22 protein-coding genes are annotated in these 23,807 nt (G+C 59.8%); 6 read left to right on the top strand and 16 right to left on the bottom strand.

The window, feature by feature from the left end:
* Positions 1-38: 38 nt before the first annotated feature.
* Positions 39-1,352 carry a short-chain fatty acyl-CoA regulator family protein gene (locus QP324_RS07015; protein ID WP_284815269.1) on the bottom strand — a complete coding sequence of 438 codons (1,314 nt, stop codon included), beginning with the start codon at positions 1,350-1,352 and terminating at the stop codon, positions 39-41.
* A 166-nt stretch (positions 1,353-1,518) separates the two neighbouring features.
* Here QP324_RS07015 and prpD point away from each other — a divergent pair, with 166 nt between their 5' ends.
* The 3 genes from prpD to QP324_RS07000 are packed head-to-tail and all read left to right on the top strand — an operon-like array spanning position 1,519 to position 5,134.
* Complete coding sequence (gene prpD / locus QP324_RS07010; RefSeq protein ID WP_284815267.1) at positions 1,519-3,030, top strand: 2-methylcitrate dehydratase PrpD; 1,512 nt, start codon at positions 1,519-1,521, stop codon at positions 3,028-3,030.
* The gene (gene prpB, locus QP324_RS07005) at positions 3,030-3,962 is read left to right on the top strand and encodes a methylisocitrate lyase (protein WP_284815265.1); all 933 of its coding nucleotides are present in this window, start codon (positions 3,030-3,032) and stop codon (positions 3,960-3,962) included. The genes prpD and prpB overlap by 1 nt, the downstream gene beginning before the upstream one ends.
* 14 nt (positions 3,963-3,976) lie before the next feature.
* Complete coding sequence (locus QP324_RS07000; protein ID WP_284811322.1) at positions 3,977-5,134, top strand: bifunctional 2-methylcitrate synthase/citrate synthase; 1,158 nt, start codon at positions 3,977-3,979, stop codon at positions 5,132-5,134.
* 75 nt (positions 5,135-5,209) lie between these two features.
* Here QP324_RS07000 and QP324_RS06995 read toward each other — a convergent pair whose 3' ends face one another.
* From QP324_RS06995 to QP324_RS06985, 3 genes are read right to left on the bottom strand one after another with little or no spacing between them, the layout of a single operon-like run.
* Positions 5,210-5,893 carry a transglycosylase gene (locus QP324_RS06995; RefSeq protein WP_239278883.1) on the bottom strand — a complete coding sequence of 228 codons (684 nt, stop codon included), beginning with the start codon at positions 5,891-5,893 and terminating at the stop codon, positions 5,210-5,212.
* A 2-nt stretch (positions 5,894-5,895) separates the two neighbouring features.
* Positions 5,896-6,750, bottom strand: a complete 855-nt coding sequence (locus QP324_RS06990) for an ATP-binding cassette domain-containing protein (protein WP_284815263.1) — start codon at positions 6,748-6,750, stop codon at positions 5,896-5,898.
* Positions 6,737-7,105, bottom strand: a complete 369-nt coding sequence (locus QP324_RS06985) for a GntR family transcriptional regulator (RefSeq protein ID WP_284815261.1) — start codon at positions 7,103-7,105, stop codon at positions 6,737-6,739. The genes QP324_RS06990 and QP324_RS06985 overlap by 14 nt, the downstream gene beginning before the upstream one ends.
* Before the next feature lie 360 nt (positions 7,106-7,465).
* On the opposite strand from QP324_RS06985, the gene QP324_RS06980 reads away from it, so the two are divergent.
* Positions 7,466-10,897: a pyruvate carboxylase gene (locus tag QP324_RS06980; RefSeq protein ID WP_284815259.1), complete on the top strand. Its 3,432-nt coding sequence runs from the start codon at positions 7,466-7,468 to the stop codon at positions 10,895-10,897.
* Between the two features lie 172 nt (positions 10,898-11,069).
* Here QP324_RS06980 and QP324_RS06975 read toward each other — a convergent pair whose 3' ends face one another.
* The 7 genes from QP324_RS06975 to QP324_RS06945 form a co-directional block, all read right to left on the bottom strand.
* A complete protein-coding gene (locus tag QP324_RS06975; RefSeq protein ID WP_284815258.1) occupies positions 11,070-12,194 on the bottom strand; it encodes a DUF1648 domain-containing protein in 1,125 nt (374 codons plus the stop codon).
* Entirely contained in the window at positions 12,191-12,568 is a 378-nt protein-coding gene (locus QP324_RS06970) for a GntR family transcriptional regulator (protein ID WP_179387448.1), read from the bottom strand. The genes QP324_RS06975 and QP324_RS06970 overlap by 4 nt, the downstream gene beginning before the upstream one ends.
* A gap of 140 nt (positions 12,569-12,708) precedes the next feature.
* Entirely contained in the window at positions 12,709-13,731 is a 1,023-nt protein-coding gene (locus tag QP324_RS06965) for an ABC transporter permease (RefSeq protein ID WP_284815255.1), read from the bottom strand.
* Positions 13,728-14,309, bottom strand: coding sequence for an ATP-binding cassette domain-containing protein (locus QP324_RS06960; protein ID WP_284815253.1), 582 nt, complete (start codon positions 14,307-14,309; stop codon positions 13,728-13,730). Before QP324_RS06960 ends, QP324_RS06965 begins: the two co-directional genes overlap by 4 nt.
* 42 nt (positions 14,310-14,351) lie before the next feature.
* Complete coding sequence (locus tag QP324_RS06955; protein WP_225745886.1) at positions 14,352-14,795, bottom strand: hypothetical protein; 444 nt, start codon at positions 14,793-14,795, stop codon at positions 14,352-14,354.
* A gap of 23 nt (positions 14,796-14,818) precedes the next feature.
* Entirely contained in the window at positions 14,819-16,582 is a 1,764-nt protein-coding gene (locus tag QP324_RS06950) for an acetyl/propionyl/methylcrotonyl-CoA carboxylase subunit alpha (protein WP_284815250.1), read from the bottom strand.
* A 155-nt stretch (positions 16,583-16,737) separates the two neighbouring features.
* Complete coding sequence (locus QP324_RS06945) at positions 16,738-17,601, bottom strand: sulfurtransferase (protein WP_150850515.1); 864 nt, start codon at positions 17,599-17,601, stop codon at positions 16,738-16,740.
* A gap of 248 nt (positions 17,602-17,849) precedes the next feature.
* On the opposite strand from QP324_RS06945, the gene QP324_RS06940 reads away from it, so the two are divergent.
* Positions 17,850-18,911, top strand: coding sequence for a Cj0069 family protein (locus tag QP324_RS06940; RefSeq protein WP_250411331.1), 1,062 nt, complete (start codon positions 17,850-17,852; stop codon positions 18,909-18,911).
* A gap of 88 nt (positions 18,912-18,999) precedes the next feature.
* Positions 19,000-19,893 carry a DUF4282 domain-containing protein gene (locus tag QP324_RS06935; protein WP_284815247.1) on the top strand — a complete coding sequence of 298 codons (894 nt, stop codon included), beginning with the start codon at positions 19,000-19,002 and terminating at the stop codon, positions 19,891-19,893.
* A 111-nt stretch (positions 19,894-20,004) separates the two neighbouring features.
* Here the strand turns inward: QP324_RS06935 and QP324_RS06930 are convergent, their stop codons facing one another.
* From QP324_RS06930 to QP324_RS06910, 5 genes are read right to left on the bottom strand one after another with little or no spacing between them, the layout of a single operon-like run.
* On the bottom strand, positions 20,005-20,745 hold the full coding sequence (locus tag QP324_RS06930) for a hypothetical protein (protein WP_284815245.1): 741 nt from the start codon (positions 20,743-20,745) through the stop codon (positions 20,005-20,007).
* A 15-nt stretch (positions 20,746-20,760) separates the two neighbouring features.
* Positions 20,761-21,177 (bottom strand): DUF3151 domain-containing protein, encoded by a 417-nt coding sequence (locus QP324_RS06925; RefSeq protein WP_284815243.1) that lies wholly within the window; start codon positions 21,175-21,177, stop codon positions 20,761-20,763.
* Between the two features lie 31 nt (positions 21,178-21,208).
* The gene (locus tag QP324_RS06920) at positions 21,209-21,796 is read right to left on the bottom strand and encodes a nucleoside triphosphate pyrophosphatase (RefSeq protein WP_284815241.1); all 588 of its coding nucleotides are present in this window, start codon (positions 21,794-21,796) and stop codon (positions 21,209-21,211) included.
* Entirely contained in the window at positions 21,796-22,005 is a 210-nt protein-coding gene (locus QP324_RS06915) for an acyl-CoA carboxylase subunit epsilon (RefSeq protein ID WP_284815239.1), read from the bottom strand. The genes QP324_RS06920 and QP324_RS06915 overlap by 1 nt, the downstream gene beginning before the upstream one ends.
* An 8-nt stretch (positions 22,006-22,013) precedes the next feature.
* On the bottom strand, positions 22,014-23,474 hold the full coding sequence (locus tag QP324_RS06910; RefSeq protein ID WP_284815236.1) for an acyl-CoA carboxylase subunit beta: 1,461 nt from the start codon (positions 23,472-23,474) through the stop codon (positions 22,014-22,016).
* Positions 23,475-23,807: the final 333 nt, after the last annotated feature.

The following is a 23,807-nucleotide window of genomic DNA, read 5'->3' as shown; positions in this document are numbered from 1 at the left end:
CTTCACCCACCACAAGGTGAACTGCGCTTATCTGGGTGTTAAAAGGTGGAGTAAGAATGCTCGGCGGTGCGATTGAGTGAAACCTGGATGGCGCGATCCGCTTGAGGAAGAGCGCGCTGGGGGCAATGCTCGCGCGGGCAAGCGGTACAACCAGGGCCGATAGGGGTGGCGGCGGATACGTCTAAATTAAGCGCATCGGCGTAGACAATGCGGTCGGCCTCAGAGATATCGCAGCCTAAGCCCACGGCGAACTCTTTGCGAGGGGTTCCCCAAGATTGTGCGGTTCCTTGCACAAAGCGACCTATCCACAGGTAGGCGTGACCGTCTGGCATGGCGGCTACCTGGCGGGTGATGCGATTGGGCGTCTCAAAGGCGCGGTGGACTACCCATAATGGGCATGACCCGCCCGAGCGGGCGAAGTGGAAGGCGGTGGAGGATTGGCGCTTGGAGATATTCCCAGCGCGGTCGGTGCGGATGAAGGAAAAGGGCACGCCGGTAAGGCCTGGGCGCTGGAGGGTGGCCAGGCGTTGTGCGGTGGTTTCGAAACCGGTGCCAAAGTAGTTGCACAAAAGGTCGATATCGTAGCGGGTCTTCTCAGCCATCGACAGGAACGGTTGATAGGGCATGGTGACCGCGGCCGCGAAGTACTGTGCAAGCCCTAAGGTAGCTAGTTCTTGCGCCTCGCCGGCAGGAAGCTCGGAGACGAGGTTATCGCAGACATCGCGGTAGGCGAGCAGGCAGTATTGGAGCGCCATTTCAAAGACCAATTGGGCTTCGGAAAGGCCGTCACGAAGCGCAAGCTCCCGGGTGTCTGGATCGAAGTCGCGGCGTGGCCCCGGCCGGGAAAAGCGGACGGTAACGCCGAGGTCCTCGTGCATGCGGGACGCTAAACGGCCGCGGCGTAGCACCCGGTCACCGAGCTGGCCGGCGAGCTCTTCAGCTAGGACATCGAGCTCATGGATGTAGTTATGGGCGTCGTAGAAAAAATCACGGACAAGCTCAAAAGGGGAGCGCTCCCGCGCTGGGGCGCGGGTGGCGACGTCGACGAAGCGGGGCATGAGCTCCGGAAAGCGCGAGGCTAGGTCGGCCAAGGACTCTTCGGCGGCGTCGGGAAAGATGCGGCGCAGGTCGGTGATGGTGCGCGTATCGCGGTCGTCTGCGAAATATCCGGGATCCACATTGAAGCGCTGGGTCAGCTGCATGAGCACGGTGACGGTAAGCGGGCGTTGATCGTTTTCGAGCTGGTTGAGGTAGCTGGTTGATAGTCCCAACTGTTTGGCCATCGCTACCTGTGTTAGCCCCCGCTGCTTGCGCAGTGCATGGATTCGTGCCCCCGCATAATGCTTGGTCATCGCTAGTTCGGCCACCTTTCGCCGCCGTGAACAGAAGAAACCACAAGGTTTGCAGATTCCACTGAATCGTTCCGCTAGATTACACACACCCTACTTATAGCGCAGAGCACATTCAAGCATTTAGTGTGATGTGAGACGCACCGCAGAGTGAAGGAGGACCCATCTAGTGAAGAAGCACGAGGTACGCACCCATAAATCCGCCGAGGAATTTCCCTATGAGGAACACTTGGCATACAAGGTGGCAGAAGTGGCCGCGGACCCCGTAGAGGTCCCAGCTGAGACCACCGACATGATTATTAACCGCATTATCGACAACGCAGCTGTGGCTATGGCCTCCGTGGCACGGGGGCCTGTAACCTCCGCCCGCACCATGGCGCAGGCACACCCGGTAAGCGAGGGAGGTTCCACTGTATTTGGTGTGGATGGAGCCTACTCGGCCGAATGGGCCGCCCTAGCCAACGGCACAGCGGTCCGTGAGCTGGACTATCACGACACCTTCCTCGCCGCTGAATACTCGCACCCAGGGGACAATATTCCGCCGCTTCTTGCTACCGCGCAGCACAAGGGCCTTAGCGGCCGTGATCTTATCCGCGGCATCGCTACCGGCTATGAAATCCAGGTCAACCTCGTTAAGGGAATTTGCCTGCACGAGCACAAGATTGACCATGTAGCGCACCTCGGGCCCTCCGTGGCCGCCGGCATCGGTACCATGCTCGGTTTGGATAGGGACACGATCTACCAGGCGGTGGGTCAGGCGTTGCACACCACGACCGCCACCCGCCAATCCCGCAAGGGACTGATTTCTTCCTGGAAGGCCTATGCCCCAGCCTTCGCGGGAAAAATGGCCATTGAGGCCGTCGACCGGGCGATGCGTGGCGAGGGCGCACCGGCGCCCATCTGGGAAGGCGAGGATGGGTTCATCGCGTGGATGCTGCACTCGCCGGAGCGCACTTACTCCGTCCCGCTGCCGGAGGACGGCGAGCCAAAACGAGCCATCTTGGATACCTACACCAAGGAACACTCGGCCGAATACCAGGCCCAAGCGCCCATTGATATGGCCTTTGCATTGAAGAAAACCCTGGCAGAAAGGGGACTGAGGACAGCGGATATCGAGTCCATCGTTCTGCATACCTCGCACCACACGCACTATGTCATCGGTACCGGTGCCAATGATCCGCAAAAGATGGATCCCTCTGCTTCCCGGGAGACGCTGGATCATTCCATCATGTACATCTTTGCCGTCGCCCTTGAGGACGGCGAGTGGGACCACGAGGCTTCTTATGCTCCCGAGCGTGCCAACCGCCCGGAGACCATCGAACTTTGGCACAAGATTTCCACCGTCGAGGACCCCGAGTGGACCCGCCGTTATCACTCCAACGACCTTTCTGAAAAGGCCTTTGGCGGCAAGGCTGTGATCACTTTCAAAGACGGCACGGTGGTAGAAGATGAGCGCGCCGTTGCTGACGCCCACCCGCTTGGTGCCCGACCCTTTGCACGCGAGCAATACATAGAGAAGTTCAGAAAACTCGCAAACGGCATCGTGGATGAAGCCGAACAAGAGCGCTTCCTCAACGCCGTCCAAAACTTGGAAAATCTCACTGACCTTACCGAGTTAAACGTGCGGGTGACCGATGCTCACCTCGCCGCCGCACCCCAGAAACCGGAAGGACTCTTCTAATGGCTGGACTATTTGGCTCTTTGAAAACTCCCGCGGAAAAGCGTCAGCAATTCCGCGCCGACCTTGAATCCGGCACCATTACCCGATTGCCGGGCGCGTTCAATCCTCTGACCGCGCGGCTAATTCAGGATATCGGTGGTTTCGGCGGAGTTTATGTCTCCGGCGCGGTGCTGGCCAATGATTTGGGCCTTCCCGATATTGGCCTGACCACCTTGACTGAGGTGGCGCAGCGTTCGGGCCAGATTGCCCGCGCGACGGACCTGCCCGTGCTTGTCGACGCCGACACTGGCTTCGGCGAACCCATGTCCGCCGCCCGCACCATAGCCGCACTCGAAGACGCAGGCCTGGCCGGATGCCACCTTGAAGACCAAGTCAACCCGAAGCGCTGCGGCCACCTCGACGGCAAAGAGGTGGTGGACACAGATATTATGCTCCGCCGTATTAGCGCCGCGGTCAACGAGCGGCGCGACCCTAACTTCATTATCTGTGCCCGCACCGATGCCGCAGGAGTCAATGGCATCGATGACGCCATCGACCGTGCAAAGGCTTACGCCGATGCTGGTGCGGACCTTATTTTCACTGAGGCGTTGTACCAGCCGGCAGACTTTGAAAAATTCCGCGCCGCTGTCGACACACCGTTGCTGGCAAATATGACCGAATTCGGCAAAACCGAGCTGCTCTCGGCGCAACAGCTAGAAGACCTTGGCTATAACGCAGTCATCTGGCCTGTCTCCACCTTCCGCGTGGCTATGGGCGCCACCGAGGATTTCCTGCGGGATATGCATGAAACCGGCTTACAAACTGACTGGCTCGAGCGCATGCAACACCGTTCCCGCCTTTATGAACTGGTGCGCTACGAGGAATACAACGACTTCGACCAATCCGTTTTCACCTATTCCAAAGACACCTACCGACCAACCTTCGAAAGCTAAGGAGAATTCCCACCATGTCCGATAAGAACCAGACCCCCGAAATCCGCAAGGGCCTGTATGGCGTCGTCGTCGATGAGACTGCCGTGTCCAAGGTCGTCCCTGAGACCAACTCGCTGACCTACCGCGGCTATCCCGTCCAAGAGCTTGCCCGCTATTGCTCCTTCGAGGAAGTGGCCTATCTGCTGTGGAACGGCAAGCTACCGGGGCAGGAATCCCTCATCCGTTTCTCTGCCCGCGAGAAAGCCCTGCGCCACCTGGAGCGCCATGTCATTGACCTCATTATGTCCATGCCGCTGTCGTGCCACCCAATGGACGTTCTGCGTACCGCCATTTCCTATATCGGTTCCCAAGACCCAGAGGAATATACCAAGGACTCTGAACATATCCGCCGTACCGCGCTTGAGCTAATGGCCAAGATCCCGACCATCATTGCTCTTGATATCCGACGCCGCCGCGGCGAGGGCTACATCCAACCTTCTCGCAAGAAGGGCTTTGCGGAGAACTTCCTGTGGATGGTCTTCGGTGATGAGGAAGGCTCCCCAGCTACCAACCGCGCCGATATCGAGGCCTTTGATAAGTCCCTCATTCTCTACGCTGAGCACTCTTTTAACGCTTCCACCTTCGCTGCCCGCGTGGTGACCTCCACCATGTCCGATACTTATTCCGCCATCGTCGCGGCCATCGGCGCGCTCAAAGGGCCTCTGCATGGCGGTGCCAACGAGGCCGTGATGAAAAACTTCCTGGAGGTTGCCGATCCTGCCAAGGCAGAAGAGTGGACCAAGAAGAAGCTGGCTAACAAGGAATTGGTCATGGGATTTGGTCACCGCGTCTACAAAAACGGCGACTCCCGCGTGCCGACAATGGAGGCAGCGTTTAAGGAGCTGGCCGAACAGCACGACCAGACCCAGTGGGTTGAGATGTATGACGTCATGGCCAAGACGATGGAGGAAAACACCTCCATCAAGATCAAACCCAACCTCGACTTCCCGGCTGGACCTGCCTATCACATCCTGGGCTTTGACATTGAATTCTTCACGCCAATCTTTGTGATGGCCCGCATTACCGGTTGGACTGCGCACATCGTAGAGCAGAACGAGAATAACTCGCTTATCCGCCCGCTATCCGCTTATAACGGCGAGGAGCAGCGTTCGGTTCCGCCGAAGTCCTTCTAAAACTCACAAGCTCCCCCTCCTCCAGAGACAATTTTCATTCTCGGGGTGGGGGAGTAGCCGTTTTCCACGGATAGTCTAAGGCTGGACTCGCCGCGCTAACTGATGCATCACCAGTGAGAAAACGATGACAGTCAAAGCCGAGAAGAAGAATAAACCTGGCCAAGGGGCGCCGATGTGGACAGTCCCTAGGCTATCAATAAGAATTGCCAGCAGGAGTGCTGCTGCATAGAAGCCGACAAGGATGCCAACAATAAGCAAGAACCGGGTGAACAGAGAACGTTGTTTGGCGCTACTGACCACTAAGCCGATGAAAGTGCCGATGTATCCGGTAAGTAGGTGGCCACAAATAAAGCTTCCCAAGGTCGCGACTCGAGCGAAGAGAGGCCTGAGACCGGAACTGCCAGGAGAGATAACCCACGACGAGTACATGTCTACGCCAGCGCGTAGCGCGACATAAAATGTCAGCCAAGCAATGGCGCCGAATACGAACGCGGCTAGCCATAGGGTCGCGTGCATGCTCATCAGCCACTGCTGTGGGCGCATTCCCAGTCCACGAAGGGCCCGGTATTCAGTTGCGGTGAAGGCGCAGTAGAGGCCCCAAATGAATACGGCGAGAATTCCCCAGCCAGCAGGGTTAGCGCTAATCGTTGTTGGGTCGGTGGGCAGGAAATAAGGCACGCTCCACAGCAATGCGACGATAATGCAAACGGCGATAAAGGTCTTTGTGGCGTTGAGATTAAAGGTCTTAAGCAGTTTCATGGCTAGGACTCCTCTTGTGAGGTGCGGGTGGATTCATGGGCGCGGGAAACAAGGGAATCAATGAGCTGGCCGTCGTCAAGGTAGGAGACGGTGATTTGGGTGGCGTCCACGGTATCGTCCGGAAACGGCACCGGGGACCAAGCATTAACTTTGGTGGTCGAGCCAAGCGAGGATTGGTGGAGTGGGAGGGCGTCGGCAAGCGCGAGTGCTTGCTCGACGTCTTTGGTGCTGCCCGTGAGCACTGGGTAGTGCGGCCGCTGGGATTCCAGCTCGGTGGGTTTATTGACCGTGCCGTCGTGCACGGTAATGACTTGGTCAACTAGGCCGACGAGGTCTTCGGCGCGGTGAGAAGAAAGCACCAGCAGCCAGTCCGGGGTGCCGGAGGCGTGGGCGATGATGAGCTCGCGCAGGCGCGTGCGCGTTGGCGCGTCCAGGCCATTGAAAGGCTCATCGAGGAGGGTGACCGGCGTGCGCGCAGCCAGGGCAGTGGCGCAGGCAACTAGTTGGCGCTGGCCGGTGCTTAAAGAGCGGTTCTTGCTGCGCTTGTCGACGCCCACCTTATCCAACAGCTCCTCCGCATACCCCACGTCGAAACCCTCGCGCACATGCTGTGCGGCGCGCAGGTGCTGGGCCACGGTGGAACCGGAGAGCGAAATATCGGCGCCGGTGCGCGCAATCGCTACCTGTGGGGTATCGATGCTGCCCTTAGTAGGGAGGAATCCCGCTATCGCGCGCAGGAGCGTGGTCTTGCCGGCGCCATTGGGGCCGATAAGCCCATACATGCCGGCGGTAAGCTCCAGGTGTGGCACGTGCAGGCGGCGCTTGCAGCTGACATTGTGCATCTTAAGGTGCGTCATGATGGTCTCCTTCGGCTTCGATGAGGTCGGCGATATCGCTGGTGCTTAAGCCCAGCGTGGCTCCTTCCTTGAGGAGAGGCACGATGAAGTCTTCCCTGAGCGCCTCTTGGCGTTGGTGGCGTACCTTGTCGCGCGCGCCTTCGCGCACAAACATGCCCAGGCCGCGTCGCTTTTCCAGCAGGCCTTCCTCGAAGAGGACGGTTAGTGCCTTTGCGGAGGTAGTGGGGTTGACGGAATGGAAAGCTGAAAGCTCATTGGTACTGGGGGCGCGTTCTCCCTCGGGGAGTTCGCCGGAAATAATCATGTCTCTGATTCCTCCTGCCAGCTGTTGATAAATAGGCCGAGTATCGCTCATGGTGCGGCCTCTCGTGTATGTGGCATGTGATTCCTTCCCTGGTGTGTGGGTTTACCACCTATGTGGGTAACCATATAGCCGGGGAGGCGTTTGGTCAACAACGGTTTACTTGGGTACGCAGGTGTCCCCGCTGCATATTTTGTTGAGGTAAAAATTTGCAAGATTTACAGAATAGCTAACCCTGTTATTACTGGTCGGGCGGCAGAAACCGTCCGTGCAGCGGTTTAAGCGCTGGATGGTGTGGCAAACTCCGCTTGAAAATGGGCAGACAAGGAAGGTTTCGATCTCTAAACTGAGATACGGATCACCCGAGTGGAGACGTTGTATCTCAGCGCCTTCCGAGTTGAAAGGAACACCGAAGTGGCTAATCCCGCGCTTCCATCGTTCAAAAAGATTCTGGTAGCCAACCGCGGCGAAATCGCTGTGCGTGCATTCCGTGCTGCCTTTGAGACCGGGGCAAAGACCGTCGCGGTCTATCCTCGCGAAGACCGAAACTCCTTCCACCGCGCCTTCGCGGATGAGGCCGTCCGCATCGGCGCCGAGGGGCAGCCGGTCAAGGCATATCTGGACATTGATGAGATTATCCGCGCCGCCAAGAAGGCCGAAGCGGATGCCATTTACCCCGGCTATGGATTCCTTTCGGAGCGCGCGGATCTTGCTCGTGCGTGTGAGGACAATGGCATTAAGTTCATTGGTCCGACCCCAAGCACGTTGGACCTCACCGGTGATAAGGCGGCTGCGGTTAGTGCGGCAAAGGAAGCCGGGCTGCCGACGTTGCAGGACTCGGAGCCATCGACGGACGTCGATAAGCTGGTGGAATACTCCAAGGACTTTAACTTCCCCGTATTCGTTAAGGCTGTCGCCGGTGGCGGCGGGCGCGGCATGCGCTTCGTGGAATCCGAGGATCAGCTGCGCGAAAAGGCGGCCGAGGCTTCGCGCGAGGCGGAGGCGGCGTTCGGTGACGGCAGCGTGTACCTAGAGACCGCGGTCATCAAACCACAGCACATCGAGGTACAAATTCTGGCCGATAGCCAGGGCAATGTGGTGCACCTCTTTGAGCGTGACTGCTCGGTGCAGCGCCGCCACCAGAAGGTGGTAGAGATTGCGCCGGCGCCGTCACTGGATTCCGAGCTGCGTGACCGCATCTGCCAGGATGCGGTGAAGTTCTGTGAGCACATCAATTACGAAGGCGCGGGCACCGTGGAATTCCTTGTCGATGAGCGCGGCAATCACGTCTTCATCGAGATGAACCCGCGTGTGCAGGTGGAGCACACCGTGACCGAGGAAATCACCGGCGTAGACATCGTCAAGGCCCAGATGAATATCGCGGCCGGCGCTTCGCTGGAAGATATTCACCTCGCCCAAGACAAGATTTCCATCACCGGTTCGGCCCTGCAGTGCCGCATTACCACCGAGGACCCGAATAACGGCTTCCGCCCGGATACCGGCACGCTGACCGCGTATCGTTCGCCGGGCGGCGCCGGCGTGCGCCTGGACGGTGCAACGTCCGTGGGCGCAGAGGTTTCGCCCAACTTCGACTCCCTGTTGGTGAAGATGACCTGCCGCGGCGTCAACTTTGAGCAGGCCGTCCAGCGCGCCCAGCGTGCGCTGAATGAGTTCCATGTCTCTGGCGTAGCCACCAATATTGGATTCCTGCGTGCTTTGCTGCGCGAGCCGGACTTCACCAAGACGCGCGTGAACACGGGCTTCATTAGTGATCATCCGGACCTGCTCAAGGCTCCACCGGCAGTCGACGAATCTGGTCGCATCCTCGAGTACATCGCGGAGACCACCGTCAATAAGCCCAACGGTACGCGCCCAACGGCGCTGCGCCCCTTTGATAAGCTCCCCGAGCTAGACCTTTCCGAGCCGCTGCCGCGCGGTTCCCGAGATGACCTGCTCGAGTTTGGTCCGCAAAAGTGGGCGGAGAAGATCCGCCAGCAGAATGCGCTGATGGTTACGGATACCACCTTCCGCGACGCCCACCAGTCCCTGCTGGCTACCCGCGTGCGTAGTACCGCCCTGGTTTCTGCAGCCGAAGCCGTAGCCCGCATGACCCCGAACCTGTTCTCGGTCGAGGCATGGGGTGGTGCAACTTATGACGTCGCCATGCGCTTCCTTCACGAGGACCCATGGGTCCGCTTGGACATGCTGCGCGAGGCTATGCCAAACCAGAACATCCAGATGCTCCTGCGCGGACGCAACACTGTGGGCTATACCCCGTACCCAGACTCGGTCTGCCGCGGCTTTGTCCAGGAAGCAGCCAAGTCCGGCGTGGACGTCTTCCGCATCTTTGATGCTCTTAACGACGTCTCCCAGATGCGCCCAGCCATCGATGCCGTCCTCGAGACCAATACCACCGTTGCTGAGGTGGCCATGGCGTACTCCGGTGACCTTTCCTCGCCGAAGGAGAACCTGTACACGCTGGATTACTACCTCAAGCTGGCCGAGCAGATTGTAGAGTCCGGAGCCCATATCCTTGCCATCAAGGATATGGCCGGTCTGCTCCGCCCTGAGGCCGCTTCCAAGCTGGTTATGGCGCTGCGCAAGGAATTCGACCTGCCGGTGCACGTGCACACGCACGATACCGCGGGCGGCCAGATGGCAACCTACTATGCGGCCGCCTTGTCCGGCGCCGACATTGTCGACGGCGCCTCCGCGCCGTTGGCCGGCACCACCTCGCAGCCGTCGCTGTCCGCCCTTATTGCAGCATTCTCTCAGTCCAAGCGCGATACCGGCATCGACCTGCAGGCCGTATCGGATCTCGAGCCCTACTGGGAAGCCGTCCGCCAGCTCTACGCCCCGTTTGAGAACGGTATCCCTGGCCCGACCGGTCGCGTGTACAAGCACGAGATTCCGGGCGGCCAGCTGTCCAACCTGCGTGCCCAGGCCGTTGCCCTCGGTTTGGCAGACCGCTTCGAGGTCATCGAGGACACCTATGCAGCAGTCAATGAGATGCTGGGCCGTCCGACCAAGGTCACCCCATCCTCCAAGGTTGTAGGCGATCTTGCCCTGCACCTTGTTGGCGCCGGCGTCGATCCTGCAGACTTCGCCGCTAATCCGACGAAGTTCGATATTCCGGACTCGGTCAACCAGTTCCTCCGCGGCCAGCTCGGTACCCCTCCGGGCGGTTGGCCGGAGCTGCGCGATAAGGTGCTCGATGGCCGCGAGGAAACCGGCGCCAAGGTGAGCGAGGTTCCTGCGGAAGAGCAACCGCATCTGGAATCCGATAACTCGGATGAGCGCCGTGCCAGCCTGAATCGCCTGCTATTCCCGAAGCAGTTCGAGGAATTCAACGAGTTCCGCCGCAAGTACGGCAACACCGAGGCACTGACGGATACCACCTTCTTCTATGGTCTTACCGAAGGCGAAGAAAAGGTCGTCCACTACTTCCCAGAGGACTCCACCGATCGCGCTGACCTCAAGCAGGTCGTGGTGCGTCTCGACGCCGTGGGTGAGCCGGACGAAAAGGGCATGCGTAACGTGGTTCTCAACGTCAACGGCCAGATCCGCCCGATGAAGGTGCGCGACGAGAACGCCGAATCCACGGTCGCTACCGTAGAAAAGGCCGACCCCTCCAACGAGGGCCACGTCGCCGCACCATTTGCTGGTGTGGTCAACCCGACCGCCAAGCCTGGCGACGAGGTTAAGGCCGGCGACCAGATCGCGGTCATCGAGGCGATGAAGATGGAAGCATCCATCTCCGCCACCAAGGATGGTGTGGTCGAGCGCGTGGCCATCGGACAGGCCACCAAGGTGGAAGGCGGCGACCTCATTGCCGTCATCAACTAACTGACGCACGCCAGCGCCCCGCTTCCTTCGCTCAATCCTCTAGGAAGCGGGGCGCTGTGCTATCTGCGGGTGGCTTTTCGCGATTTTCGTCCATATAAACCACCAAAACCGTCGACGAAATCGGCGGTTTATATGGACAAAAATCGTGATTCAGTGTGGAGTGCTAAAATTTTCAGCCTAGTAGGGAAGGCAGCGCTATTGAGCCGACTAGAACTAGAAGTGTGATGGCGAGGAATGCCTTGGCCTGCCAGCGGGCGAAGTTAAACGACACGCCGGTGCCGAAGCGCTTATCCACTAGTACCGCCGGATCCTCTGGGTTGTAGTACATCACGCCCCATTTATAGAGATGGTCATTGTCCGGTGATTCTTTGTCTTCATCGGGAAAGCGGATTCCACGCAGTTGCTCGGATAATTGAGATTGTTTGGAGAGAAGAAATGCAACCAGTCCGATGCTGCCACCGATGGTAAGAACCAACATCGTGATAACGGCGGCGCCGTTAAACCGCTGAAATTGCGGTACAGGGCCGGTTACTTGCAGGAAGGCCATGCCGGCACACACGAGCAGGGTGAGAACTCCCATTCCGGTGTTTGTGAAGGCGAGGTTGGCTTCATTGCGCAGTCGAGCTTTAATGCTGCGTTCTGAACGTGGGGATACCTCACTATGTGCGATAAAAGAGCAGATGATGGCGAAAAGCAAGAGCATTCCTAAGGCGATGAAGGAGATAGAAAATACGCTGCCGATATTCTTTTCGCTCCAATTATCCGCCTCCATGGAAGAATTCCAGTGCACTGGAACGGGGTCAGGAATATCCGACCAGTGGGAAGCGACGATGATGGCACCGGCCGCGATGCACAATAGGGAGGCGAGCATTGTTACCCACGGAAAAGTCGGCGTGGGGATGCCTTCGAATTCGGGTGTGCCATTGGCGGTGGTGGAAACACGAGCAGCGATGGTGGTTTCGACCTCGTCGAACCAATCGCCGGCCTTTTTCGCCGCGATGATGCGGCGGCGTTGAGAGATGTAAGCCCACAAGCCGCCGAGCGTCACCAAGAGGGACGGTACGGCGGCGAGTAGTGGCAATTTCCAGGCAAAGAGGGACAGAATTGTTGCCGCGATGCCGGAGCCCCAAGTACGGACCTTGTATCCAGCAAGCGCAGAGGTAACTGCACTATCGGAAAGGTAGTCCTTTGGCACGCGCACACCGAGCGGTGTGCCGGGCGAGGCAAGGGAGGGCGTTTGGGCCATAATCCAGGTAATAGCGAGAGTTGTGGCGGCCATTAAAAGTGCGAAAATCATGACGATACTTCCAAGTGTTTAAGAGTGGAGCTGAGGTGGGTGTGGAGCTCATCTGGGCTAAAGCCTTGGGCACGAGCGAGCGCGACTACGCGGCCTAATTGCTCAGCTAGTTGTCTTTCTTGAGCCTCGGTGTGAGCGCCGGGTCTGACGATGGAGCCGGAGCGGCCGGCGGTTTCTACGAGGCCGTCAGAAACCAAGAGGTCGTACGCCTTCTTCACGGTGGCCGGGTTGATGCCTATGTCTTTGGCGACGCGGCGGACGGGGTCTAGCTTGTCACCATCAGAGAGCTGGCCGCGAGCTATGGCCAGTACTAATTCATCGTGGATTTGTTGGAAGACAGGGACATCCGAATCGGGGTTGAGGTTAATAAACATCTGTCACCTCCTATCTTTGTTCTGTATTACTTATAGTAACACAAACTGTGTTATGTGAAGTAATACAGAATAATGTCAAAAAGAAATCCCCAGGTATGTGCATGTAATGCAGTGACGTACCTGGGGAAAGTGCAGGGTGACTAGATGAAGAGGGCCACAGCTATGGTCGCAATGCCGTAGCCACCGCGCAGGAAGTAACCGAAGACTTCGGGGGAGAATGAAGCGCCGAAGCCACCGGTGTCGATGATATTCATCGTGGTTACGCGCGCTGGGCGGGAGCGCTTAAAAGCGGCGTAGGTAAGTCCTAAACAGCACGCGGCGAGTACGAGTACAGGCAGCTTCCACACGGCGGCGACGAAGGCGGTACCGAGAACGGCGGCACCGGCTGTCGCGGTCAGGGGAAGTCCCCAGTCGGGCCAGGCTCCGTCGATGATGCGGCCGAAGGATGCGGAGCGGCCGGTGGCGGCGCCGACGATGGTCCATGCGGCAGCGAATCCTATGAGCGCCAGGCTGCCGAGTTGTGGGACAAGGCCTAGGGTGAGGCCGATGACAGCTACCGCGCCGAGCGGGATGTACCAGCGGCGGTATAGGCGCCGGAAAAAGAGGCAGCCGGGCGACGCCGTGGCGCGCGAGCTGGGGCGCAGGCGGGCCGACTGGGAGGCAATGGCATCGGCAGAAACCTCAGAATCCAAAAGTCCAAAGGAGGACGAGCCGACGGCACGGGTGCGGCCCGCGCGAAGAAGCGAGGCGAGGTCGAAGGAACGCCAGCCGAGCGCTATGCGCAGCAAAGGGAGGGTCATCGCCGCATAGAGCGGAAGGCGCAGCGACGCGCACAGGGCTAGGCCGAGGAGGCTCACGCCGGCGAGCTGGGCAACGGACAGCTTATCGACGCCCCGCATACGCCCCCGCGGCCTATCCACATAGACCCACCGGCTCAGGGAAAGGCTGCGCAGCGGATAGAGCGCCTCGAGGAGAACGATGAGGGCGAGGGAGCCGAACGCAGCGCCGATGGTCGCGGTGGCGGGCAGGGACGCGGCAGTGCGCTGCGCGAGCGAGGGTAAAACCTCGGCGGCATTCTGCCAAGCGTAGACACTGACGCTCGCGATGAGCGCCGCGATGAAGGCGTAATAGATAGCTGAAGAGGCGTGGGATAAAAGCTTCATGAAATCTCCACCACTTCATCACAGGCATCGAAGATGGCCGGGGAGTGGGAGGCCAGCACTACACAACGGCCCTCGTCGGCGAGGTGGCGCAGCTCCTCGGCCAAGAAGGCGGTCCAGGTGTGGTCAAGGTGGCGCTCGGGTTCGTCGATAAGCAGGGCCTTGGCCGGCTGATAGAGCTGGGCGGCGAGGTAGACGCGTTGGCACTGACCAGAAGAAAGGTCGCTGACTGCGGAGTTCCGGATGTCGTCGTCGATGGCCCAGAGCTCATGGACCTCGGCAAAGTCTACGCCGGAGCGGCGCGAAAGCAGGGTGAAGTGCTCTCCGACGGTGAGGTCGGGCAAGAAGACCGGGTCCGCGACTGCGATGACGGATCCGGCGGCCTCAGCGCTGCCGGGTGCGGCACCGTCGATGGAGACGGTGCCTTTCAGTGGGGCAATTTCGCCGCTCAAGGTCTGCAGCAGCGTAGATTTACCCGCACCATTGGGACCCTTCAAGCCGTATACGCGCCCGGCGTCGAAGGTGCGATTCAGGTGCCCCAAAGCGGTGGAATGTCCGTAAGTTGCATCTATTTTCAGCATCGTAGCTAGGTTAGCAGGAGGGCGGACGGACCTAGGGGCGAGCTAGAAGCGGCGGAAGAACTTGCCGGGTGCGAGTTCCTCGAATCCGGGCAGGGCCGTGGCAGAAGAGATGCCGGGGGCAGTCTGCTCGGCCGCGAGGTCGATGGCGTTGGCAATAAGCAATTCGCGGGCGGCGGGGTCATCGCTGGAGACGATGAGCTCGGGAATGTCTTCGGGATCGAAGGGGGTGAGCCAGGTGGCGTCGTCAAGCGGGTGCGCCGAGGGGTCGCCCAAGAAAGCTGGGCCTTTGTCGGCGGCGGGGTAGTAGCGCAGGAGCGCGGCGCCGCGGGGAGCAACGGTAGGGTCCTCGTTGGCGGCCATGGGCAGGGCGATGACTCCGCCGTCCACAATGGGGGACCAGTCCGCGATAGAAGAAGGGAAGAGGCCCGCAAGATAATCGCGGTCCTCTTCCTTGGCCAAGCGCACGCCGAGGGAAGAATCAGTCATTCTTCCAAGGCTAGCGGGGCAGGCTACTTGATTTCCAGCAGTACGCTGCCCTTAGTGGTAGAAGCGCCTGCTTCCACGGCAAGACCGGTTACGGTTCCGGCCTTATGTGCCTTGACGGGGGTTTCCATCTTCATGGCTTCGAGCACGAGGAGAACCTCGCCTTCGGCGACCTCTTGGCCTTCTTCGACGTTGACCTTGATGACCGTGCCTTGCATTGGGGAGGTCACGGCATCGCCGGATACGGCGGCCTTGGCACCAGAGCCCTTACGCTTCTTCTTTTTGCGTGGGGTGCCGTTGGCGCCGAAGGAGGCGGGGAGGGCAACCTCGATGCGGCGGCCGTCGATTTCCACGGTGTGCACCTGGGAAGGCTCTGCGTCGGCGGCTTCGGCATCGGTGGACTCATCGTGGGCGGGCAGCTGGTTATCCCATTCCTCTTCGATCCACTTGGTGTAGACGCCGAAGTTGCCGTCTTCTGCAGCGAAGGCGGGGTCAGCAACGACAGCCTGGTCAAACGGGATGACGGTGGGCAGGCCCTCCACCGTGTACTCGGACAGGGCGCGGGCGGAGCGACGCAGCGCGGTCTCGCGGTCTGGGCCCCAGACGATGAGCTTGGCCAGCATGGAATCGAATTGGCCGCCAATGACGGAGCCCTGGACGACGCCGGAATCAACGCGCACGCCCGGACCCGCTGGCTCGGAGTACTTCACGATGGTGCCAGGGGCCGGCATGAAGTTTGCCGCGGCATCCTCGCCGTTGATGCGGAACTCGAAGGCATGGCCACGCGGGGTGGGGTCTTCCTTCAACGAGAGCTCGTGGCCCTCAGCAATACGGAACTGCTCGCGTACGAGATCGAGGCCGGTGGTTTCCTCGGAAACTGGGTGCTCCACCTGCAGGCGGGTATTGACCTCTAGGAAGGAAATGAGGCCATCGGCGCCTACCAGGTATTCCACGGTGCCGGCGCCGTAGTAGCCGGCCTCGCGGCAGATGCGCTTGGCGGATTCGTGGATGGAGGCGCGCTGCTCCTCAGTGAGGAAAGGAGCCGGGGCTTCTTCGACCAGCTTTTGGAAGCGGCGCTGCAAGGAGCAATCGCGCGTGCCGACGACCACTACGTTGCCGTGCTTATCCGCCAGTACCTGGGCCTCGACGTGGCGCGCCCGATCCAGGTAGCGCTCTACGAAGCACTCGCCGCGACCAAAGGCGGAGGTTGCCTCACGGGTAGCGGATTCAAAAAGCTCCGGGATTTCCTCTGCGGAGTACGCCACCTTCATGCCGCGGCCGCCGCCGCCAAAGGCAGCCTTGATGGCCACAGGCAGGCCATATTCCATGGCGAAGGACTGCACCTCATCGGCGCCGGCTACCGGATCCTTGGTGCCTGGGGCCATGGGGGCTTCGGCGCGCTCGGCGATATGCCGCGCGGTGACCTTATCGCCCAAGTCACGAATGGACTCGGGGGAGGGGCCAATCCAGGTCAGGCCGGCGTCGATGACGGCCTGGGCAAAGTCGGCGTTTTCAGACAAGAAGCCATAGCCGGGGTGGATGGCATCGGCGCCGGACTTTTCTGCGGCGTCCAGAATCTTGTCAAAGACGAGGTAGGACTCGGCAGAAGTGGTGCCGCCGAGGGCAAAGGCTTCGTCGGCAAGCGAGGCAAAAGGTGCCTGGGCGTCTGGCTCGGCGTAGACGGCGACGGAGGCAATGCCAGCGTCGCGGGCCGCGCGGATCACGCGAACGGCGATCTCACCGCGGTTCGCCACGAGAACCTTAGAGATCTTTTTGGTTTCTACTGCCACGGCAGCAACCTCCTGAACACATTAGGTTGAATACGCAATCTATTCTTGCACACAAAAGCATGAGTTAATTTTCACGCACGCGAGTGGGGATGTTTCTGAACAAAAATAAACCCACATCCATGCCGGATATGGGTTTATGTGGCGAAACCGAAAAGTTAACGCTCAATCGGCATTTTCACCATATTGCCCCACTCAGACCACGAACCATCGTAGACCTGCGTCTTTGTGAATCCCAAAAGATGCGTCAACACAAACCAGGTGTGCGCGGCCTGCGCGCCCACGTGGGAGTAGAGAATCGTTGCAGATTCAGGCTCCAGCATTCCGTAATTAACCTTGAGCTCCTCGGCCGAGCGGAAGCAGGAGTTGGGATAGTTGGAACGGTCCCATTCGAGGTTGATGGCGCCGGGGATGTGGCCGTGGCGCATGGTGGTGCCGTAGGCGGAATCGCCATTGGGATCGTGCTCGGTGGCCTCGCCCGCAAACTCCTCTGGGGAGCGGGTATCCACGAGCGCTCCTTCGGACTCTCGCACCTGGTCTACGAAGGCACGCAGGACGGAATCATCGCGGCTTACCTCGGGGTATTCGGATTCGGGGAAGTCCGGCACCATGAAGGAAGTATCGCGTTCCTCGGCCATCCAGGCATTGCGGCCACCATCGAGCAGGCGAACATCCTTGTGGCCAAAGAGGGTAAATACCCACAGGGCGTAGGCGGCCCACCAGTTGGACTTATCGCCATAAAGGACAATCGTATCGTCGGCATTAATGCCCTTGTCCCGCATCAAGGCAGTGAACTCTTTGCCATCGATGAAATCGCGAGTAAGTGGGCTCAGTAGCTCCGTGCGGAAGTTGATGCGGGTGGCGGTGGGGATATGGCCAATGTCATAGAGGAGCGAGTCTTCATCGACCTCAATGACGCGCAGGCCCTTGATGCCTAGGCGTGCGGACAGCCACGGTGCAGACACGAGGCGCTCGGGGTGTGCGTATTCCTGAAATGGGGGATAGGGATCAACGTCAGCCACTGTCCGCCTGCCTTTCCTATAAGGGTTAGTAATTTGCTCCCACCACTTTAACCCGAATTTTCCCGTGGTGATCACTCGGGGATTATTCCTGTGGTGTGCGATACAGGGCTCGGCCGGGGAAATGGGGGCGCCGGCCGACGGGGTTAGGCAGAGGGGGCAGTTGGCCGCGCGGGGGAGGAAAAGCTGGGATAAACTTGGGATATGGTGCGAAAACGTGCTATGAACACCACCTAAGAAGGGAACTGCTAGTGCACAAGGCAATCGTTGTATTTGAGGTAGAGGGCGGCTCCGATAAAGGCGCAGATGGTCACCGTAAGGACACCATGCCGATCGTCAACGCGATCAAGGAACAAGGCTGGGATGCGGAGGTCATCTACTTCCACCCAGACAAGGCAGAGGAAATCTACGCCCAGGTTTCTGAAAACTTTGATGCTTATATCTCTCGCGTGAACCCAGGCAATATCCCCGGTGGCGAAAAGGGCTACTTCCAAATGCTCACCAAGCTGGCAGATGCCGGCCTGGTAGGCATGTCCACTCCGGCGGACATGATGGCCTACGGCGCCAAAGATGCACTGGTCAAGCTCAATGACACCCCGCTGGTGCCGGACGATACTGCCGCGTACTACGAGGTAGAAGAGCTGCACAATACTTTCCCCACCTCGCTGTCTTATGGCGAGCGCGTACTCAAGCAAAACCGCGGTTCCACCGGTGAGGGCATCTGGCGCGTGCGCCTCGCGGACCAGGAGCTTGCCCAATCCGTGGAACCGGGCACCGCGCTCCCGCTCGACACCGCCCTGAAGTGCACCGAGGCAGTAGACAATCAGACCCATGACTATAAGCTGGGCGCCTTCATGGACTTCTGCGACCAGTACATTGAGGGCGATAACGGCATGCTGGTGGACATGCGCTTTATGCCGCGCATTGTGGAAGGTGAAATCCGCATTCTCCTCGTGGGTGACGAGCCGGTATTCATCGTGCACAAGAAGCCAGCGGAAGGCGGCGACAACTTCTCTGCCACGCTCTTCTCCGGCGCAAAGTACACCTACGATAAGCCGGAATCTTGGCCGGAGTTGCTCGAGATGTTCGAGAAGGCTCGCCCCGTTATCGCAGAGAAGCTCGGCGATACCAAGGACGTTCCGCTGATTTGGACCGCGGATTTCATGCTTGACGATGCCCCCGATGGCACCGACACCTATGTCCTCGGCGAGATCAACTGCTCCTGTGTTGGCTTCACTTCAGAGCTAGACATGGGCATCCAAGAAAAGGTTGCCGCCGAGGCGATTCGTCGCGTTCAGGACGCGAACGCCTAGCGCACGCTGTATTCTGCCAAGTGGCCCCACGGGTGACCGTGGGGCATTTTCCTACCATCCCCCTAAAGCATTTTCTAAGGACCAGATTATGGCTGATAATGATTTCAACTCCGACGGGTTTCCGAAGGATTTTTCTCCGTGCGATTTTTCTGAAAACCCGCGTCACCACGCCGAGGACGCTGCGAAAAGCGCCGAAGGTGCCGGCGCCTCCGAGGTGAATGAGACCAAGGAATTTGGCTCTACTGATGCCAAGGAGACGAAGTCTTTCGGCCACACCGAGAAGCCTGGTAAGTCTGGAAATTCGAGTGCTCTTTCCTCCCCGAAGCCGAGCGCGGAGGGCACCTCCTCTGACTTCTGGGCCTCCTCGAACTCCTCCACCCCAAGCGAGGGCGCTGCCTCCCGTGCGCATAATCCATTTACGGATTCGGCATCGTCGGACGCTGCTGCGAACGGCAACCAATTCGGCTCCGCCCAGTCCGCTAACGATCAGCCGGTTTTCGGCGGCTACACCCAACAGCAGGGCACGAGCCAGGGATTCGGACAGTTCCCCCAAGCAGGCGATGCTCCTGCCGATTCCGGCCAGACTCTCGGTAATAAGAAGAACCAGATGAGTGACGCCCTCAAGGGCTTGGGCAAGAAAGACGGCCTATTGGGCGGACTCTTTGAGTTCGAGTTCAAGCACTTCCTGACACTTACCCACGTGAAGGAAATCTACAAGGTTGCCATGATTCTTGGTGGCATCATGTGGATCCTCCACCTCCTCGGTGCCTTCTTGTTCGCCACCGGCATGGGCATTTATGGCATTCAGGAAGATTCCGCGTCCGCCATCTTCGGAAGCATCTTTGCCTTCATCTTCCTGGCGGTACTGAGCACTGTCATCTACTACGCAATCATGGTTGCCATCAGGCTATTCCTGGAAGCGATGGTGGCTAACGTGCGCATTGCGCAAAACACCGGCGACATCTTGGACAAGATGGACTAGCGCTGTAATGAGCTGCTTGCGCAATTAAGCGAGCAACGACATGCGCCCCAGCGGAATCCCGCTGGGGCGCATTGTATTGCCGGCATAGGCGGTTAAGTGCCGGCCTAAAAGTTAGTCGTAGGTGCCAAGCTGATAGCTGGGAAGGTCAACCCACATCTTGTTGAATTCCGCGACTTCGCCGGATACCGGTTCGAGGGAATCGCCCTGTGCCCGCAAGCGCACGGTGTGGTGGGCGGTAATGCCCTCTGCGGTGGTGCGGCTGCGCTCTCCCCACGTGAAATCGACCTCGTTGTCTGATACCGGGGTGACGCTCTCTACCTTGTGGAAGACGGACATGTCCTTGGCCGGAGCGCCATTGATGTAGAAAGCTATGCCATCAGCAATAGAGGCGCCGGTGCCCGCCGGACCGTTCAAATCGCCCATTGAGCCGCGGAAGATGATCCAGCTAATCGTGGCGCACGGGTCATAGGAGTTGTCGATATCGGCGATCCAGTAATTGAAATCGCTGCCGTCATCGGCGGGCATGCGCCCGGGGGCCGTGCCAGAGGCGTAGACCTTGCGCGGGTCGTTGGGCAGCTCCGTGCACTCGCTGTCCTTGCCCTTATCCTGCTGCTGCGTGGTCTCCTCCTCGTCCCCGTCGGTGGACTCAGATGGGGAGGGTGCTGCTGCGGAATCCGCATTCTCCCCGCTGGAGGACTCGTCCTCGGCAGGTGCTTGGCTGGAAAAGACCGGCTCTGGGGAGGAAGAAGAATCCTCCTGAGCGCCGCAGGCGCTTAGCGCGAACGGCACGGCAGCGGTGAGCAGTGCGGCAGCGGAGAAACGGCGTAGGCAGCGCGGTGTCACGGCAGGCATGCGGGAACTCCAGGATTAGTCGAGGAGGGTGGCGACGGAGTCCGGGTCGGCGTCGGAAAGCATCTGGCGAATGCGGTCGTATTCGTCGTCCTCGCCGATGGCCTTGGCTGCGTGGCCGAGCGCGGCGATGGCGCGTAGGACACCCTGGTTCGGCTCATGGGAGAAGGGGACAGGGCCCCAACCCTTCCAACCATTGCCGCGAAGACGGTCGAGGCTGCGGTGGTAGCCCGTGCGCGCGTAGGCGTAGGCGGTGATGAAAGTGGACGGTTCAGAGCCTTCCTGCTCCTTGAGTTCCTGCTCCGCTAGGAGCGCCCACAGCAGCGGGGAATCGGGGTGGGCAACAATGCCGGCGGCGAGATCCGAGGTGGACTCCGCGCCGGGATCGGCTGGCAGCTCGATGGGTTTCGGGGCAAGCATGTCTTTCATTTCCATGCCACCCCACTGTAGCGACGCCGGCGCGCTGCTACCAGAAATCGGAGACGTTCAGATCAAAGGTATAGAGCGCGCGGCGCACCACCGGCAGCGATAGCCCGATAACGGAAGAAGGATCGCCTTCGATGCGGTCAATGAACCAGCCGCCCATTGCTTCCAAGGTGAAGGCGCCGGCGCAGTGGAGAGGCTCGCCGGAGTGGGCATAGGCGGCGATATCGGCCTCGTTGGCCTGGGCAAAGTGCACCGTGGTGGTGGACGTTTCCACATGGCGCTTATCACCAAAGATGAGGCAGTGACCGGTAAGCAGCTCGGCTGTGCGGCCGGCTTGCTGATGCCAGCGCTCAATTGTGGCTTCCTCAGTAAGGGGCTTGCCTTGGAGTTCGCCGTCAAGCAGCAGCATGGAATCGCCGCCGATGACGGGCTCGGCGGGGTAGCGCTCGGCCACCTTTTCAGCCTTGGCGGTGGCGAGGGCCGCCACGATATCGGCCGGCGGGTGGCCCGCGAGCGAGGCTTCCAGGGAGCGCTCGTCAATATCGGCTGGCTCCAATACGGGCTCCACGCCCGCGCCGCGCAGAATAGACGCGCGCGAGGGTGATTGGGAGGCAAGGATAAGCCGCATTAGAAGTACCGCACGGTATGGAAGGCGGAGGGGTTGTAGACGCGCTGCGCGCCAAAGCGCTCGAAGCTCTCGGCCGGGTTGCCCCATTCATTGCGTTCTCCGGCAACGCCCGAGTGCTTGGCGCTCATCTGCGCCAATACGGTGCGCAGGGCCGCGAGCTCATCCTCGGTGGGATTGCCCTTGACTACCTTGATTTTCGGCGTAGACATTTCCCCTCCTAAACGGTTCCGTGCTTCTTTGGTACCTGGGCCACGGCCTTGCGCTCGAGCAAGCGAAGGCCTTCTACCAGGTAGTGGCGGGTTGCAGATGGCTCGATAACGTTATCTGCCAGCCCGCGCTCTGCTGCGGCATACGGGTGCAAGAAGAGCTCGTCCATCTCCTCTTCCTTGTCCTCCGAGCCATAAATAGCCAGGGAAGCTTGGGAGGCCTGGGTGACGGCAACTTCCGCGGTGGGCCATGCGTAGACTAGGTCCGCGCCGAGGTCCTTGGCGCCCATAAATACGTAGGCCGGGCCAATGGCCTTGCGGGTGATCACAGTGAGCTTGCCGACGCTCGCTTCAGCCTGCGCATAGGCAAACTTCGACGCCCTGCGCAGTAGGCCGGCCTTTTCCTCCTCCGGGGTAGGCACAAAGCCTGGGGAGTCCACGAATTCCACGATGGGAGTATTGAAGGCATCGCAGGTACGCACGAAGCGTGCGGCCTTTTCTGCCGCGGCGGAGTCCAAGGCACCGGCCAGTGCCAGCGGTTGGTTGGCAACGATGCCGACGGCGCGGCCATCGATGTAAGCAAAGCCAGTAACGATGTTTTGTGCCGCCTCGGCAGAAAGCTCGAAGAAGGAGCCTTCATCGACGACAGCCTTGATGACTTCGCTCATGTCGTAGGCCTGCGCGGCGGTATCCGGGATGACGCTATTGAGATCAAAGTCCGCGACGCTACCGGCCTCCACTCGCGGCGCCGCGGCGCGGTTATTGGCGGGGAAGTAGGCCAAAACGTCGCGCACGAGGGACAAAGCCTGCTTGTCGTCGCTGGCCACCAGGTGAGCGGTGCCAGACTCTGCGTGGGCTGCGGCGCCGCCGAAGGTCTCTGGCTCCGCGCCGGCCACGTGGCTGGCGGCCTGGTGGAGGGCGGTGCCTTGGGTAACTACGAGGACATCGGCAAACGTCGGCGCGAACGCCGCAATGCCGCTGGTATTGCCCGCGACAACGGAAATCTGCGGGATGAGGCCCGAAGCCTGGGAGACTCGCGCCATGAGGCGGGCGTATCCTGCCATGGTGACGATGCCCTCTTGCACACGCGGGCCGGTGGATTCATAGATGCCGATGATGGGCACGCCGGTCTTGATGGCGAGGTCATATACCTTGGTGAGCTTTTCGGCATAAACCTCACCCATCGTGCCGTCGAAGATTTCGCCGTCCTGGCTAAAGACGCACACGCGGCGGCCGTCGATAGTGCCGTAGCCGGTGACCACGCCATCGGTATAGGGGCGGTCATGCTCACGACCAAAGTCGGTGGAGCGGTGACGGGCTAGCGCGTCCGTTTCCACGAAGGAGCCCTCATCGAGCAGCTGCGTCACGCGGGTGCGGGCGGCCGGCTCGCCTTCTCCCAGCGGCGCGCGGGACTCGGCGAGCTTGGTGTCCAGGTCCTCGATCTTGCCGGCGGTGGTTTTCAGGTCAGTCATAGGCCCCCACACTACTAGCGCACCCCGCTCAATGCGGAATGGAACGCTGCGGGAACGCGGAGTGGAAAACGATTGTGTGGTAAATGCCACTGCAACGTGGGCAGTGCGTAGAATCTGGGGATTCCCTGGGTGACACCAGGTCGAAGGGCCCTAATCTGGGGGTGGTTTCTTCTGTAAACATTTAACGGTGCTGGGCAGGTGAGCACCCATTATTGCACCTCAAGGTGGGTAAAGCATTAGAAAGAATTTCATTCAACTATTGATGTGAGACCTGTAAGCCCTTATTATTACCTGAGTCTTCATGAATGTTTCCCCTAATTTTTAACGATCTAT

Source organism: Corynebacterium sp. UMB0012 (genome assembly GCF_030216265.1).
Lineage (GTDB): Bacteria > Actinomycetota > Actinomycetes > Mycobacteriales > Mycobacteriaceae > Corynebacterium.
This window is presented reverse-complemented; position numbering and strand designations above follow the sequence as displayed.

Bases quoted from the DNA above. Each gene is read 5' to 3' on its own strand.
- QP324_RS07015 (WP_284815269.1), bottom strand. From the start codon at position 1,352: ATGACCAAGCATTATGCGGGGGCACGAATCCATGCACTGCGCAAGCAG.
- prpB (WP_284815265.1), top strand. From the start codon at position 3,030: ATGGCTGGACTATTTGGCTCTTTGAAAACTCCCGCGGAAAAGCGTCAG.
- QP324_RS07000 (WP_284811322.1), top strand. From the start codon at position 3,977: ATGTCCGATAAGAACCAGACCCCCGAAATCCGCAAGGGCCTGTATGGC.
- QP324_RS06995 (WP_239278883.1), bottom strand. From the start codon at position 5,893: ATGAAACTGCTTAAGACCTTTAATCTCAACGCCACAAAGACCTTTATC.
- QP324_RS06990 (WP_284815263.1), bottom strand. From the start codon at position 6,750: ATGACGCACCTTAAGATGCACAATGTCAGCTGCAAGCGCCGCCTGCAC.
- QP324_RS06985 (WP_284815261.1), bottom strand. From the start codon at position 7,105: ATGAGCGATACTCGGCCTATTTATCAACAGCTGGCAGGAGGAATCAGA.
- QP324_RS06975 (WP_284815258.1), bottom strand. From the start codon at position 12,194: ATGATTTTCGCACTTTTAATGGCCGCCACAACTCTCGCTATTACCTGG.
- QP324_RS06970 (WP_179387448.1), bottom strand. From the start codon at position 12,568: ATGTTTATTAACCTCAACCCCGATTCGGATGTCCCTGTCTTCCAACAA.
- QP324_RS06965 (WP_284815255.1), bottom strand. From the start codon at position 13,731: ATGAAGCTTTTATCCCACGCCTCTTCAGCTATCTATTACGCCTTCATC.
- QP324_RS06960 (WP_284815253.1), bottom strand. From the start codon at position 14,309: ATGCTGAAAATAGATGCAACTTACGGACATTCCACCGCTTTGGGGCAC.
- QP324_RS06955 (WP_225745886.1), bottom strand. From the start codon at position 14,795: ATGACTGATTCTTCCCTCGGCGTGCGCTTGGCCAAGGAAGAGGACCGC.
- QP324_RS06935 (WP_284815247.1), top strand. From the start codon at position 19,000: ATGGCTGATAATGATTTCAACTCCGACGGGTTTCCGAAGGATTTTTCT.
- QP324_RS06930 (WP_284815245.1), bottom strand. From the start codon at position 20,745: ATGCCTGCCGTGACACCGCGCTGCCTACGCCGTTTCTCCGCTGCCGCA.
- QP324_RS06925 (WP_284815243.1), bottom strand. From the start codon at position 21,177: ATGGAAATGAAAGACATGCTTGCCCCGAAACCCATCGAGCTGCCAGCC.
- QP324_RS06920 (WP_284815241.1), bottom strand. From the start codon at position 21,796: ATGCGGCTTATCCTTGCCTCCCAATCACCCTCGCGCGCGTCTATTCTG.
- QP324_RS06915 (WP_284815239.1), bottom strand. From the start codon at position 22,005: ATGTCTACGCCGAAAATCAAGGTAGTCAAGGGCAATCCCACCGAGGAT.
- QP324_RS06910 (WP_284815236.1), bottom strand. From the start codon at position 23,474: ATGACTGACCTGAAAACCACCGCCGGCAAGATCGAGGACCTGGACACC.